The 14,169-nt window shown below is 63.1% G+C and carries 14 protein-coding genes; 6 read left to right on the top strand and 8 right to left on the bottom strand.

What is annotated here, in order from left to right:
- The first annotated feature begins 79 nt into the window (after nt 1-79).
- The gene (pheT, locus tag K2U94_RS00695) at nt 80-2,509 is read left to right on the top strand and encodes a phenylalanine--tRNA ligase subunit beta (RefSeq protein ID WP_243065376.1); all 2,430 of its coding nucleotides are present in this window, start codon (nt 80-82) and stop codon (nt 2,507-2,509) included.
- Between the two features lie 27 nt (nt 2,510-2,536).
- On the top strand, nt 2,537-3,301 hold the full coding sequence (locus K2U94_RS00690) for a VOC family protein (protein ID WP_243065375.1): 765 nt from the start codon (nt 2,537-2,539) through the stop codon (nt 3,299-3,301).
- A gap of 43 nt (nt 3,302-3,344) precedes the next feature.
- Here K2U94_RS00690 and K2U94_RS00685 read toward each other — a convergent pair whose 3' ends face one another.
- Nucleotides 3,345-3,638, bottom strand: coding sequence for a GYD domain-containing protein (locus tag K2U94_RS00685; RefSeq protein WP_243065374.1), 294 nt, complete (start codon nt 3,636-3,638; stop codon nt 3,345-3,347).
- A gap of 141 nt (nt 3,639-3,779) precedes the next feature.
- Here K2U94_RS00685 and K2U94_RS00680 point away from each other — a divergent pair, with 141 nt between their 5' ends.
- The gene (locus K2U94_RS00680; RefSeq protein ID WP_243065373.1) at nt 3,780-4,124 is read left to right on the top strand and encodes a hypothetical protein; all 345 of its coding nucleotides are present in this window, start codon (nt 3,780-3,782) and stop codon (nt 4,122-4,124) included.
- Between the two features lie 102 nt (nt 4,125-4,226).
- Here the strand turns inward: K2U94_RS00680 and K2U94_RS00675 are convergent, their stop codons facing one another.
- The 4 genes from K2U94_RS00675 to K2U94_RS00660 all read right to left on the bottom strand — a co-directional run bounded on the left by K2U94_RS00675 (nt 4,227) and on the right by K2U94_RS00660 (nt 7,574).
- Nucleotides 4,227-5,843 carry a fumarate hydratase gene (locus tag K2U94_RS00675; protein WP_243065372.1) on the bottom strand — a complete coding sequence of 539 codons (1,617 nt, stop codon included), beginning with the start codon at nt 5,841-5,843 and terminating at the stop codon, nt 4,227-4,229.
- 75 nt (nt 5,844-5,918) lie between these two features.
- On the bottom strand, nt 5,919-6,314 hold the full coding sequence (locus K2U94_RS00670) for a very short patch repair endonuclease (protein ID WP_243065371.1): 396 nt from the start codon (nt 6,312-6,314) through the stop codon (nt 5,919-5,921).
- 132 nt (nt 6,315-6,446) lie between these two features.
- A complete protein-coding gene (locus K2U94_RS00665) occupies nt 6,447-7,082 on the bottom strand; it encodes a peroxiredoxin (RefSeq protein ID WP_243065370.1) in 636 nt (211 codons plus the stop codon).
- 168 nt (nt 7,083-7,250) lie between these two features.
- Nucleotides 7,251-7,574, bottom strand: coding sequence for a polyhydroxyalkanoic acid system family protein (locus K2U94_RS00660; protein ID WP_243065369.1), 324 nt, complete (start codon nt 7,572-7,574; stop codon nt 7,251-7,253).
- Nucleotides 7,575-7,913: 339 nt separating this feature from the next.
- Here K2U94_RS00660 and scpC point away from each other — a divergent pair, with 339 nt between their 5' ends.
- A complete protein-coding gene (gene scpC, locus K2U94_RS00655) occupies nt 7,914-9,473 on the top strand; it encodes a succinyl-CoA:acetate CoA-transferase ScpC (protein ID WP_243068770.1) in 1,560 nt (519 codons plus the stop codon).
- 10 nt (nt 9,474-9,483) lie between these two features.
- Here scpC and K2U94_RS00650 read toward each other — a convergent pair whose 3' ends face one another.
- The gene (locus tag K2U94_RS00650; protein ID WP_243065368.1) at nt 9,484-10,704 is read right to left on the bottom strand and encodes a polyhydroxyalkanoate depolymerase; all 1,221 of its coding nucleotides are present in this window, start codon (nt 10,702-10,704) and stop codon (nt 9,484-9,486) included.
- Between the two features lie 254 nt (nt 10,705-10,958).
- Between K2U94_RS00650 and K2U94_RS00645 the strand changes: the two genes are divergently transcribed.
- Complete coding sequence (locus tag K2U94_RS00645) at nt 10,959-11,615, top strand: glutathione S-transferase family protein (RefSeq protein WP_243065367.1); 657 nt, start codon at nt 10,959-10,961, stop codon at nt 11,613-11,615.
- Here K2U94_RS00645 and K2U94_RS00640 read toward each other — a convergent pair.
- Both K2U94_RS00640 and K2U94_RS00635 read right to left on the bottom strand, forming a co-directional pair.
- A complete protein-coding gene (locus K2U94_RS00640) occupies nt 11,612-12,814 on the bottom strand; it encodes a urate hydroxylase PuuD (RefSeq protein WP_243065366.1) in 1,203 nt (400 codons plus the stop codon). The two genes, K2U94_RS00645 and K2U94_RS00640, sit on opposite strands and share 4 nt — an antisense overlap.
- 6 nt (nt 12,815-12,820) lie before the next feature.
- Nucleotides 12,821-13,483, bottom strand: a complete 663-nt coding sequence (locus tag K2U94_RS00635) for a phosphatase PAP2 family protein (RefSeq protein ID WP_243065365.1) — start codon at nt 13,481-13,483, stop codon at nt 12,821-12,823.
- 143 nt (nt 13,484-13,626) lie between these two features.
- On the opposite strand from K2U94_RS00635, the gene K2U94_RS00630 reads away from it, so the two are divergent.
- On the top strand, nt 13,627-14,166 hold the full coding sequence (locus K2U94_RS00630; protein WP_243068769.1) for a 2-hydroxychromene-2-carboxylate isomerase: 540 nt from the start codon (nt 13,627-13,629) through the stop codon (nt 14,164-14,166).
- The last annotated feature ends 3 nt before the right edge of the window (nt 14,167-14,169 follow it).

The following is a 14,169-nucleotide window of genomic DNA, read 5'->3' as shown; positions in this document are numbered from 1 at the left end:
CCACTTCCGTTCCTGCCCATGGATAGCTTCGTCACCTCGCTCCTCGCAATGACGGACAGGTTAATTTCGAGACAAGATTATGAAATTCACCCTCTCCTGGCTGAAAGAGCATCTCGACACCGAAGCTTCGCTCGCAACGATCGTCGAAACCCTGACCCGCATCGGGCTTGAGGTCGAGCGCGTCGAAAATCCGGCCGAGACGCTTGGCGTGTTCAGGATCGCCGAAATCCTCAGCGCCGCGCCCCATCCCAACGCCGACCGGCTTCAGGTCTGCCAGGTCAGCACAGGCGACGGCCCGGCCCTGCAGGTGGTCTGCGGCGCGCCCAACGCCCGCGCCGGGCTGAAAACGGTGTTCGCGCCGCCGGGGGCCTATATTCCGGCCAAGAATTTCACCCTGTCCAAAGGCGTGATCCGCGGCGTCGAATCGGCCGGCATGATGTGCTCGCCGGAAGAACTCGGGCTTGACGGCGATTCCTCGGGCATTTTCGAGCTTGCGCCCGACGCCGCGGTCGGCGTGGCTTTCGCGGCATTCGCCGGGCTCGACGATCCGCTGATCGAGATCAATCTCACGCCCAATCGCGCCGACGCCGCCAGCGTTTATGGCGTCGCCCGCGACCTCGCCGCCGCCGGTCTCGGCCGGTTGAAGGGCGAGCCCGGCGCGCCGATTCCCGGCAAATTTCCCTGTCCCGTCGGGGCGAAGCTGGATTTTGCCCGCGAGGACGCCCATCTCGCGCCGCTCTTCGCCTTGCGCCTCGTGCGCGGCGTGAAGAACGGCCCGAGCCCCGACTGGCTGCAGAAGCGGCTGAAAAGCGTCGGCTTGCGCCCGATCAACGCTTTGGTGGACATCACCAATTTCCTCACCTTTGATCGCGGCCGGCCGCTCCATGTTTTCGACGCCGGCAAGGTCGCGGGCGACCTCGTCGTGCGCCGCGCCAAAACAGGCGAAAGCCTGCTGGCGCTCGACGGCCGCGTCTATGCGCTGGATGAGAACGTCGTGGTCATCGCCGACGACATGCAAGTCGAATCGCTCGCCGGCGTGATGGGCGGCGAGGCCTCGGGCTGCGACGAGAACACGGCCGACGTGCTGATCGAATCGGCCTTGTGGGATCCCAACAATATCGCCCGGACGGGCAGAAAGCTCGGCATCGTCTCGGATGCGCGCTATCGCTTCGAGCGCGGCGTCGATCCGGATTTCGCCTTGCCCGGGCTGGAGTTTGCGACGGAACTCGTGCTGAAGATGTGCGGCGGCGAGCCGTCGGAGATCGCCGTCGCCGGCAGGGTCCCGGCGCATCCTGCCGGCATCGACTTCCCCCTAAGCGAGGTCGAGCGCCTGACCGGCCTGCAGCTCGACGCAAGCGAAATGGTCGGGGCGCTCGAAAAGCTCGGCTTTTCGGTCGCGGGGCAGATCTCCAATTCCGATCATGTCCATGTCCGCGCGCCGAGCTGGCGGCCGGATATCGAGGGCAAGGCCGATCTGGTCGAGGAAATCGTGCGTCTTGCTGGGCTCGACCGCATCGCTTCGGTCCCGCTCGACCGCGCATCCGCCGTCGCCGGGCCGGTCCTGACGTTGTTGCAGAAGCGCATGCGCACGGCGCGGCGCGCGCTCGCCGCGCGCGGCATGGTCGAGGCGGTGACCTGGTCCTTCGTCGGCAAGGCCGAGGCCGAAATTTTCGGCGGCGGCGCGCCGGAACTGGCGCTCGCCAATCCGATCGCCGCCAACCTCTCCGACATGCGGCCTAGCCTGCTGCCGGGCCTCATCGCCGGCGCCAAGGCCAATTTTTCACGCGGGCTTGGCGACGTGGCTTTGTTCGAGGTCGGCCAGATCTTCAAAAGCGACGAAGAAGACGGCCAATATCTCGCCGCGGCCGGCCTGCGCCGCGGAACCGCCAAGCCCTCGGGCGCCGGGCGTCACTGGGGCGAGAAGGCTACGCCGGTCGATGTCTTCGACGCCAAGGCCGATCTTCTCGCGCTGCTGGCGGCTTTGGGCGTTTCCGCCGGCGCCGTGCAAATCGTGCCCGGCGGGCCGGATTTTTTGCATCCCGGCCGCTCGGCGACCCTGCAATTCGGCCCGCGCAACATCGCCGGCTGGTTTGGCGAGCTGCATCCCAAGACGCTGGAGGCCTTCGATGTCACGGGCCCGCTGGTCGCCTTCGAATTGCTGCTCGACGTCCTGCCCCCGCCCAAACTCAAGCCGACCAAGGCGCGGCCGAAACTCGAGCTGTCGGACTTCCAGCCGGTGGAGCGCGATTTCGCTTTCATCGTGGACAAGAATGTGAAAGCGGCGGATCTTATCAAGGCGGCGCAGAGCGCGGACCGTAGTCTGATCGTCAATGTCGGGGTGTTCGATCTTTATGAGGGGCCGGGCGTTCCCGAGGGCAAGAAGTCCGTCGCGCTGAACGTCACCCTGCAGCCGCGCGAAAAGACGCTGACCGACGCCGAGATCGAAGCGGTCGCGGCGAAAGTGATCGCTGAGACCGGCAAGAAGACGGGCGCCATCCTGCGCGGCTGACCGCCCGAATGGAGGAGGGAGGGCGCTATGGCGGAAAAATTCTGCTGGGTTGAGCTTCTGACGAGCGACATCGATGCGGCGGAGGCCTTTTACGACGCCGTCTTCGGTTGGACCTGCGCGGCGCCCGGCCATGCGACGCGCGATTATCGCATGTTCTTCCACGAGGGCGCCGCGGTCGCTGGTCTGATGCTGTTGCCGGAAGAGGCCAAGGCGCAGGGCGCGCGCCCCTCCTGGTTCGGCTATGTTACTTCGCCCGACGTGGATGCGGATGTCGCCGCCATTGTCGCTACCGGCGGTCAACTGTTCCGCGCGCCGGAAACCCTGGAAAAGATCGGCCGTTTCGCGGTGGTCGGCGATCCGCAAGGCGCGCCTTTCGCTCTGTGGCGCGATCTCACCGGAATCGAGGCGCCGGAGGCGCCGCCGATGACCGTCGGCCACGTCGGCTGGCATGAGCTCTTCACCGACGATGTCGAGAAGGCTTTCGCCTTCTATTCGGCCCGTTTCGGCTGGACCAAGGGCGACGCGCTCGATATGGGCCCGATGGGCGTCTATCAGCTCTTCGCGACCGGCGGGGCGCCCGTCGGCGGCATGATGAAGCGTACGCCCGAAATGCCGCATCCGTTCTGGAACTATTATTTCACCGTCGCCGCGCTCGACGCGACGCTCGAAAAGGTGACGACGGCTGGCGGCAGGATCGCCCGCGAGCCGACCGAGGTTCCCGGCGGCGCCTGGATCGCGCAATGTTTCGACCCCCAGGGCGCGTTTTTCTCAATTGTCGCCGCCAAAAGGTGAGCCGAGCGGGCGCGCGCGGCTTGCCGCCGCGCGTTCGCCCTGGTCATACGACCTTCTCCAGGATTTCCGCCATTTCTGTCGCGGTAAAGGCGCGCAAGGTCTGCCCGCGCAGATTGCCGGCCTTGAGCATGGAGATCGAAAAGGCGTTTGCGGCCGCGTCGTCCGGCGTTTCCGCCACAACGACGAGGTCATATTGCCCTTGCAGCCAAAGAATGTCCTTGATCTTGACCCCGCTTTGGGCGGCGGCGATCTTCGCAGCTTCGGCGCGCTTGACGGAATCCTTGATCGCATGCAGTCCCTGATCGGTGAAATTGTAAAGCGTTACAAAGGTTTTCATGGGCTGGCCCCCCTCGTCTTGTCGATGCGTGGAGCGGGGAAGATTTTCGCTCGCCACGCGCTTCTTTTGGACCAATGGATAACGTCTTCAACGGCAGGAAAGTTCAAACCCGCGCGCGTTCAACATGCCGTCGCGGCGTGCTTGCTCGTTCTTCTTCTTGTCGGCGCGCCCGCCGCCGCGAGCGCCGATTCATGCGCGAAGTTCAAGGACGCCGACGCCTATAATAATTGCCTCGCCGCTTCCGGTCCCCTGTTCCACCAGGGCCATTTCACCAAGGCGCCGCCAGCCGTCGGCGCCAAGGCTTCGCCGCCGGATGGCGCCGGAGCGCCGTCAGCGGATAATGCGTCCAACGCCAAGGTCTGGCGCGGGAGGCGGCGTCCTGCCGCCAGTCCAGGCAAGCACAGGCGCCGCCACGCCGCCCCGAGGAAACATGGGCGGCAAGCGACACATGGCCGGGTTCGAATCGAGATCTATCCCGGCCGATGAATGGCTTTCATGGCTCCTGCAACCGGTCCAGACGCCCCAGCGCCGCGGAATCCGGGTATTCGGCAAATTCGAGCGCCGTCCTCGGCAGGAAATGCCATATCCTCAGGACAGATTGAGCTCCTTGAAAAAATCATTGCCCTTGTCGTCCACGACGATGAAGGCGGGAAAATCCTCGACCTCGATCTTCCAGATCGCCTCCATGCCGAGCTCGGGATATTCAACGATTTCGACCTTTTTGATGCAATCCTGGGCGAGGCGGGCCGCCGGGCCGCCGATCGAGCCGAGATAGAAGCCGCCGTGCTTCTTGCAGGCTTCCGTCACTTGCGCCGAGCGATTGCCCTTGGCCAGCATGACCATCGAACCGCCATGCGCCTGGAACAGGTCGACGAAAGCGTCCATGCGCCCGGCGGTGGTCGGGCCGAACGAGCCCGAGGCGTAACCTTGCGGCGTCTTGGCCGGGCCGGCGTAATAGACCGGATGGTTCTTGAGATAATCGGGCATCGGCTCGCCCGCTTCGAGCCGTTCGCGAATTTTGGCGTGGGCGAGATCGCGGGCGACGATGATCGTGCCGGTCAGCGAGAGCCTTGTCTTGACCGGATGTTCGGTCAGGGTCGCCAGAATGTCCTTCATTGGCTGGTTGAGGTCGATCTTGACCACCGCGCCGCCCAGCGCCGCCTCATCGACCTGAGGAATATATCTCGCCGGATCGTGCTCCAGCTCCTCGATGAACACGCCGTCCTTGGTGATCTTGCCCAAAGCCTGACGGTCCGCCGAGCAGGACACGCCAATCCCGATCGGCAAGGACGCGCCGTGGCGCGGCAGACGAATGACGCGCACGTCATGGCAGAAATATTTGCCGCCGAATTGCGCGCCGACGCCGAGGTCCTGGGTCAGCTTGTGGACTTCGGCCTCCATTTCGAGGTCGCGGAAGGCGTGAGCGTCCTCGCCGCCCTCGGTCGGCAGGTTGTCGAGATAGCGCGCCGAGGCGAGTTTTACCGTTTTCAGGTTCAGTTCGGCGGAGAGCCCGCCGATGACGATGGCGAGATGATAGGGCGGGCAGGCGGCGGTGCCGAGCGCCAGAATCTGCTTCTTCAGCACTTCCATCAGGCGGTCGTGGGTCAGCATGGAAGGCGTGCCCTGGACCAGATAGGTCTTGTTGGCAGAGCCGCCGCCCTTGGCCATGAACAGGAATTTGTAGGCGTCCTCGCCGTCCTCGAAAATGTCGATCTGCGCGGGGAGATTGGTGCGGGTGTTCTTCTCCTCGAACATGGAGAGCGGGGCGAGCTGCGAATAGCGCAGGTTCTTCCTCTCATAGGCGTCCTTGACGCCCTGCGACAGGGCCGCCTCGTCGCCGCCCTTGGTGAAGACGCGCCGGCCTTTTTTTCCCAGAATGATCGCGGTGCCGGTGTCCTGGCACATGGGCAGCACGCCGCCGGCGGCGATATTGGCGTTTTTCAACAGGTCGAAGGCGACGAATTTGTCGTTGCCGGTCGCCTCCGGATCGTCGAGGATTTTGCGCAACTGGGCGAGATGGCCGGGGCGCAAAAGGTGGTTGATGTCGCTCATCGCCGCTTCCGCGAGCAGCCGCAGGGCCTCCGGCTCGACCACGAGAATGTCCTCGCCGTCGAATTTTTCGACGCGCACGCCTTTGTCGGAGAGTTTGCGATAGGGGGTCTCGTCCTTGGCGAGAGGGAAGAGCGGAGCGTAAGGAGCGTTCATCGCGGCGGTCCCGGTTTCTTCGAAGATGCGCCCCTTTACGCCTTTGCGCGCGGCCTTCCAAGAGCGGCGAAAGGCTTAAATCGGCGAGGCGAGGAAGCCTTGCAGCCTTTCCCGGAGCGCCGCCTCGTCGCGTATTTCGCACTCCCAGATCGTCAGGAGGTCCCAGCCCATGTCGGCATAAGCGGCGCGGTGTTTTTCGTCGCGCGCGCGGTTGCGGGCGATCTTTTGCGCCCAATATTCCGCATTGGCTTTGGGCATGCGCGCGCCGCGCTTGCAGTCGTGGCCGTGCCAGAAACAGCCGTGAACGAAAATCGCCTTTTTCCGGCCGATAAAAGCGATGTCCGGCGCGCCGGGCAGGTCGCGGCGGTGAAGACGATAGTGAGGCGCAATGTCGCGTAGAATTTTCCGCACCGCGCGCTCCGGCGTCGTGTCGCGTCCCTTGACCGCGCGCATGACCTCGGAGCGATCCATCCTCCTGTCGTCTCCCGTCTGTTCCAAAAGGTTCTCCGGGCGGCGCTCGACCGGCCGGAAATAAAGCTTTCCCGCAAAAGCATCATCCCAGGCCGGATGATCCGGTCTGGGAGCAGCCGGGAAACTCTGGCGTTACTTGGCCAGATCCTTTTTGGAAAAATACCAGTCGGTATAATCATAGCCAGCCGCCTTGCGGCTTTCCGCGTCGGCCTGCGTTTTTGGCGGCGGAACGATCACTTTCTCGCCCGGCTGCCAGGCTTCGGGGGTCGCGACGGTGTGCTTGTCGCTCGTTTGCAACGCCTCCAGCAAGCGCAGGAATTCCGCAATGCTGCGGCCATTGGTCATGGGGTAATAGACCATGGCGCGGAGCTTGCTCTCCGGATCGATGAAAAAGGTCGCGCGCACCGCCGAAGTGTCGCTCGCGCCGGGCTGAATCATCCCATATTCATTGGCCACGCTCATCGACAGATCGGCGATGATCGGGAACGGAACCTTGACGCCGAAATTTTCCTCGATGTTCCGCGCCCAGGCGATATGGGCGAAATTGCTGTCTATGCTAAGGCCAAGCAGGTCGCAGCCCAGAGCCTGGAACTTTTCGTAATTTCTGGAGAAGGCGATGAATTCGGTCGTGCATACCGGCGTGAAATCCGCCGGATGCGAGAACAGGATGAGCCATTTTCCTCTGTAATCGCCGAGCGATCTGGGACCATGGGTCGTTTCGGCGGAAAAATCGGGCGCCGTTTCGTTCAGCCGCGGCATAGTCGACATTTTCGTCTCCTCGCTGTTCATGAGCTCGTCTCCCGCTTATCGCGCGCGGATGGCGATCGAACCAGGAGCGGCCGGAGAGCCGCCGGTCCGGACGCGAGAATGTCGTGCTTTGATGTTCGCCACAAGGCGGAACAGGGACCGCAGGGCGCGTGAAAATGGTCGGCGCGCTCAAGCCTTGGGCGGCGGCAGCTGAAGCATTTCGCCGGTATGGCGGGTCATCAGCCCCTTGGCCTTATCCGCTATCAGCGCCAGGACCCAGGGCAATTCCACCGAAACCCGGACGACGTCGGGGAAGAACTCCATCGCGCCTTTCAGCGAATGGCCCAAAATGGCGAAGGTGACGTCGCCGCGCGTCTCGCTCCAGTCGATCCGCAGGGCGGAGAGATGGCCGGCATATTTCTGGCGCAAAGCTTCGACGCCGGCCTGGACCCGCCTTTTGGCCTCCTCCGCTCCCAAATTGTGCTTCACGTCGACGCTTACGATTTGGCTCATCCCGCCGCTCCCGTTTCGCCAGGATCATCACGGAGGTAATGGCCTTTGTGCGAAAAGGCCAGCGGGAGCCGCGATCCAGCCACAGAAGCCATGCAGAAATAGAATATCTGGCCAGCGTCGTGAGGCAGGCCTATTTGGCCGAAGCGATCAATTAAATCGTAATAAAACAATATATTACGCAATATCATTTCATTCCCGAACGAGCGCCGTCGTCGCTTCCATTCAAAATGTCAGCCATTTTCCACCAGATATCATTCCATTGTCGCATAGCCCGAAAACCTCGGGCGGCCTAGGCATGGCGCACGCTTTTTGAACAACTCCAATTTCCGCGAGATCGCCATGTCCGCCGACCGCATTCGTAATGCCGCGCTCCGCGCCAAAATCATGACCGCCCGCGAGGCGGCCGCCCTGATCCCCAAAGGCTCGAACGTCGGCATGTCCGGCTTCACCGGCGCCGGCTATCCCAAGGAGGTTCCGCTCGCTCTGGCTGAATTGATGAATGAGGCCCATGCGCGCGGCGAAATTTTTCGGATCAGCGTCGGGACCGGCGCCTCGACCGCGCCCGAGCTCGACGGCGCGCTCGCCAAGGTGGACGGCATGGAGATGCGCCTGCCCTACCAGTCCGATCCGACCTGCCGCAAGCGCATCAACGCCGGCGAGATGGACTATTTGGACATCCATCTCTCCCATGTCGCGCAATTCGTCTGGGGCGGCTTTCTCGGCAAGCTCGACGTCGCCATTGTCGAGGTCGCCGGCATCCGCGAGGACGGCATGCTGATCCCGTCCTCCTCGGTCGGCAACAACAAGACCTGGCTCGACCGCGCCGACATGGTGATCATCGAGGTCAATTCCTGGCAGAACAGCGCGCTCGAAGGCATGCACGACGTCTATTACGGCACGCAATTGCCGCCGTTCCGCAAGCCGATCGCGATTCTGAAACCCTCGGACCGCATCGGGGAAACCTTTCTGAATTGCGATCCGGAAAAGATCATCGCGGTGGTGGAGACCGACAAGCCGGATCGCAATTCGGCCTTTTCGCCGCCGGATGAAAATTCGCGGGCGATCGCTCATCACATCATCGAATTCTTTGCGCATGAAGTGAAAATGGGCCGCCTGCCCAAGGACCTGCTGCCGCTGCAATCGGGCGTCGGCAATGTCGCCAATGCGGTGATGGACGAATTGCAGGCCTCGCCATACAACAATCTCACCGCCTATACCGAAGTGCTGCAGGATGGGATGTTCAATCTCATCCGCTCGGGCAAAATGATCTTCGCTTCGGGCACGGCCCTGTCGCTGAGCCCGGACGCGGCGCATGAGTTCAATCGCGACGCCGCGCTCTATCGCGACAAGATCGTGCTGCGGCCGCAGGAAATCTCCAATCATCCCGAAGTGATCCGCCGGCTGGGGGTCATCGCGATGAACGGCCTGATCGAGGCCGACATTTATGGCAATGTGAATTCGACCCATATCGTCGGGTCGAGCATCATGAACGGCATCGGCGGCTCGGGCGATTTTGCCCGCAACGCCTGGCTGTCGATCTTCATGACGCCGTCCTCCGCCAAGAACGGCGCGATCTCCTGCATTGTGCCGATGGTGACCCATGTCGATCACACCGAGCACGATGTGCAGGTGGTCGTAACCGAACAAGGCCTCGCGGATCTCCGTGGCCTGTCGCCGAAAAAGCGCGCCCGAACGATCATCGACAATTGCGCCCATCCGGAATTCAAGCCGGCGTTGAACGAATATTTCGAGCGGGCGCTCAAATATTCGCCCGGCCAGCACACGCCGCATATTCTCGACGAGGCCTTCACTTTCCTGCCGAATTGGCAGGCGAATCGCAAAGCGCGCGACGCCTGGAGCGAGGACGGCTTGGTTCAGGCGGACGCCTGGAAGACGTAAGGCGGGCCGCTCAGCCGTCGTTCTGGAGGATCATGTTGCGGACGATCGGATAGACTTGGCCCTCCCATTTCCTGCCGCTGAACACGCCATAATGTCCGACGCCGGCCTGAAGATGGTGCCGCTTGCGGAACGGTTTGAGATTGGCCGCCAGATCATGGGCCGCCATGGTCTGGCCGACCGAACAAATGTCGTCGCGCTCGCCTTCGACGGTGAGAAGCGCGGTGTGACGAATCGCCTTGGGGTCCACCTTGCGGTTGCGATAGGTCATCTTGCCGAGCGGCAGCAAATGGTCCTGGAAGACCCATTGCACGGTTTCGAGATAAAATTCCGCCGGCAGGTCGAGCACCGCGAAATATTCGTCGTAAAAGGCCTTGGTCTGGTTGGCCTTGTCGCGGTCGCCTCCGGCGAGATTGTGGAACATCTCGACATGGGCCCTGACATGGCGGTCCATATTCATGGCCATGAAGGCGGAAAGCTGAACGAAGCCGGGATAGACGCGGCGGCGCGCGCCCTTGAAGCGCAAAGGCACGCGGGCGATCAGGTTGCGCTCGAACCAGGAGATCGGCTTTTCCTTGGCGAGGTCATTGACTTTGGTCGGGTTGATCCTGGTGTCGATCGGTCCCGCCATCAGCGTCATCGAGGCCGGCGCCGCCGGATTGTTGTCCTCGCCCATGATCGCGGCCGCCGTGAACACCTGGACGCAGGGCTGGCAGACCGCGACCACATGAGCGCCGGGGCCAAGGAATTCCAGGAAGTGGATGATATGGGCGACGTAATCGTCGAAGCCGAAGGGCCCGTCGGCGAGGCTCACGTCGCGGGCGTTGTGCCAGTCGGTAATATAAACGTCGTGGTCGCGCAGCATGGTCTGCACCGTGGAGCGCAGAAGAGTCGCGAAATGGCCCGACAGGGGCGCGACCACGAGGACGCGCGGTTGCGGGACCGAAATATCCTTCTTGAAATGGACCAGAGTGGCGAAAGGCGTGGAGGTCGCCGCCTCCTCGGTGACATCGACCAGTTCGTTGCCGACCGGAACGCCCTTGATTCCGTAAGGCGGGCGCGCATGGGTGAGACCCGCGCGGTCGATCATTTCATAGGCGGCTGAAAGATTGCGGACCAGGATGTTTTCATTGAAGGCGGGAAAGGGGCCGTTCAGGGCCTCCAAAGCCAGGCGCGCGAATGCCTTGACCGGCGCCATCAGATCCGAATGGGCTTGATAGGCTTGATAAAGCATTCCCAACGCACCGATCCCGTTCCGGCCGCCCGGCGAAGGCGGACACCCAACTCAACCCGAAGAAGCTACGACGAAACCATGCTCGCATACAATTTGCTAAAGGTCTAAGCGCAAAAGCAGAAAAAGCGAATTTGCCAAGATTCGGTTGTGTTTTGGCAACTTCCGCCTAAATACACGGCGCCCATGTCTATAAAATGCGCGTTGCGGAAATCCCTTCACATGGGGTAACTTGCCTCGGACTGGGAGCGAACGAAATGGCCAAGGCGGTACTGACCATAAGCAGTAAAAATTACTCGTCCTGGTGCTTACGCGGTTGGCTGCTATGCAAGATGGCGGGGCTTGATTTCGAAGAAAAGCGCCTGCCGATCGACGATCCCGACGCCCGCGCCGAATTGCTGCTGCTTTCGCCGTCCTTCCTCACTCCGGCGCTCGATTATAACGGCCTGCACGTCTGGGACACCCTGGCTTTGGGCGAATATCTGGCCGAGACCTTCCCCAAGGCGCAGATTTTCCCCAAGGATATCGCCGCGCGCACCCACAACCGCTCGGTTTCGGGCGAAATGCATTCGGGCTTCAACAATCTGCGCTCGGCTCTGCCGATGAACATCAAGGCGCATTTTCCGAATTTCAGGGTCTGGTCGGGCGCCAAGCCGGACATCGACCGCGTCTGCGCGATCTGGCGCGACTGCCTCAGCCGTTACGGCGGCCCGTTCCTGTTCGGCAAGCGGCCGACGTTGGCCGACGCCATGTTCGCCCCGGTCTGTTCGCGCTTCGCCACCTATGATCTGACGCTCGATTCCGAATGCGCCGGTTTCCGCGATCAAATTCTGGGCTGGGAGCCGATGGCGGAATGGGCCGAAGCCGCCAAGGTCGAACCCGACGAAATGGAAGAACTCGACGTCGAATTTTAATCGACGCCTTCCGCCCAGCGAACGAGCAGCATTTTTTCCTCGGCGTCGAGCCCGGATGCCGCGCCCGGCGGCGGCATGGCGCGGGAATAGACCGCCGCGCGCAAAATCTCGTCGCGATATTTCGCGACATTGGCGCCGCGCGAAAAATCCAGCCCGCCCGCGGCACGGGCAAGTCCGTCCATTTGCGGGCGCGCCGCGTGGCAGATGACGCAATGGGCGTCGATCACGGCTTGCGCCTGGGCCGCGCTCGGGCGCAGGGCGAACTTGATCGCTTCGCTGGCGTCGCCCGCCTGCCGGCCCACTGCCGGAAGGCCCGGCCAGGACAAGGCGAAAGCGAGCGTGAGGCAGGCGGCCGCCGCCACGCTCAGCTTTCCGTCCACGCCGAGCCCGCGCGAAATTTTCAGCCAGACCCGGCGGATCAGGAAGAAGCCGGCGATCAGCAGCACCGCCGCGACGCCATTGTCCGGGCCCGTGAACAGCAGGGGCGCATGGCCCGACAGCATGAAGAACACGGTCGGCAGCGCCAGATATTGGTTGTGGAGGGCGCGGGCGCCAGCCGCTTTGGCGTCGGCCTCGTCTGCGGGCAGGCCGGCGCGCAGATTCTGCAATCGCCGTTTCTGCGCGGGGGCGAGAACATGGGCGATATTGGCGGTCATTATGGTGGCGAAATGGGCGCCGATCAGCGGATAGGCGCCGCGCCCGGCGAAAATATGAGTGAGGATCAAGGCGAGAAAGGCGCAGAAGCCGAATAGAGCCCAGAGCAGAGCGTCGCCGCTCAAGCGGCTTTTCTTGCACAAAGCGTCATAGGCGAACCAGCTCAGGGCCAGCGGGACGAGGGCGGCGGCGACCGCAGCCCAGGGCGCGGCGTCCCACAGCGCCGGGTCGATCAGATAAATTTTTGGCGCGGCGCAGAACATCATGCATAGCAAGGCGAAGCCGCTCGCCCAGGTCGCATAGGCCTCCCATTTGAAATTCAGCGCCTTTTCACTGGCGTCGGCGTCAACGGCCCGGGTCAGCCGGGAGCCGGCGCCGGCGTTGAGGAACAGGGTTTGCGGCGTCGGATCTTGCGCGCGCGGCTTCATCGCCAGATCGAGTTTCAGCAGCGCGAAGGCGGAGCCGACCCAGAGAATCGCCGCGACCACATGGGCCCAGCGCATGAGAAGGGCGGCGTCGTCGAGCGCTCCGGCGAAAAAACCCATGGCGTCTCAATCCCTTGCTTGTTCTCCGCGACGATACCATCGGTAAAGCGCGAGGACGATGACAAAGGTGAAAAGCGCGGCGAATAAGACGTCCGAGAAATAATGGCCGCCGAAGGCCATCCGCAGGCCTCCGGTCGCCAGGGTGAAGAGCAACGCGGCGGCGATTGCCAAAATCCGCGCCGGCGGCGGAGCCAGGAGGGCGGGGGCAAGCGTCCAGGCGGCGGTCGCGGCCTCGCCGGAAACGAAGGAGCAATTATGTCCGCACTGGCCGGCGAAGCTGTCATAGGGCTCAAAGGACCAGCGACCGCCGAAATCGAGCGTCTGTTCGGGACGCGGCCGGTGCGAAACCTCCTTGAGCACGCCATTGACCAGGAGACCGGGACCGAGCGCGAGACTTGCGACCAGAAAGACGATGGCGCGCCAGCCGGGGCCGCGCTCCACGCGGCCGAAAGATTTGGCGATCGCCGTCATGATGAAGGCGGCGAGCAGGAAATAGGGCGCGTCATAGAAGAAGCGCCGGAAATGCTCGCCGGCCGGGGTGCGCCCGATGAAATGGCCGGCATGATAGAACAGCGAAGCGACGTCGAGGTCGATCCGCGGCCACAGCGCGAAAATCGCGCAGAGATAGATGACGCCGATGAGGAGAACGATCAGGGCTTTGGTCGTCACGGCGGTCCTTGCGGCTTTAAGACAATCCTGCTTTAGACGAATTTGTCGCCGCGGCTCAAGCGCGGAGCGCAAAGGGAGGCTCAAGGACGCCTGTGCTCGATTTCTGGATCGAATTCGCCAGCACTTATTCCTATCTCGCCGCAATGCGCGCCGAGGCCGTTGCGGAAAGGGCTGGCGTGCGCCTGCGCTGGCGGCCTTTCCTGCTCGGACCGATCTTCGTGGCGCAGGGCTGGACCACTTCGCCTTTCAACCTCTATCCCGCCAAGGGGCGCTATATGTGGCGCGACATGGAGCGGCTCTGCGCAAGGCGGGGCCTTGCCCTGCGCCGGCCCGATCCTTTCCCGCAGAACAGCTTGCTCGCGGCGCGGCTGGCCTGGGCTGTTCCCGAGGCGCGCCGCGCCGTCTTCTGCCGCGCCGTCTTCCACGCCGAATTCGCGGAAGGACGAGACATTTCGAACGCCGAGGTTCTGGCGGGCGTTCTCGCCGGAACGGCTTTGCCGCCCGCGGACCTGCTGGCGCAGGCCAGAACGGATGAAGTCAAGGCGAAGCTGCGCCAGGAGACCGAGGCCGCGCGGGCCGCGGGCGTTTTCGGCGCGCCGGCCTTCACGGCCTCGGATGGCGAGTTGTTCTGGGGCGACGACCGTTTCGAACAGGCGCTCGACTGGGCGCGCGACAGGGGTTGACGA

This window comes from Candidatus Rhodoblastus alkanivorans (assembly GCF_022760755.1).
GTDB classification, from domain to species: Bacteria; Pseudomonadota; Alphaproteobacteria; order Rhizobiales; family Beijerinckiaceae; genus Rhodoblastus; species Rhodoblastus alkanivorans.
Note: the sequence above shows the minus strand (reverse complement) of the source record. Positions and strands in the feature narration are given on the sequence as shown.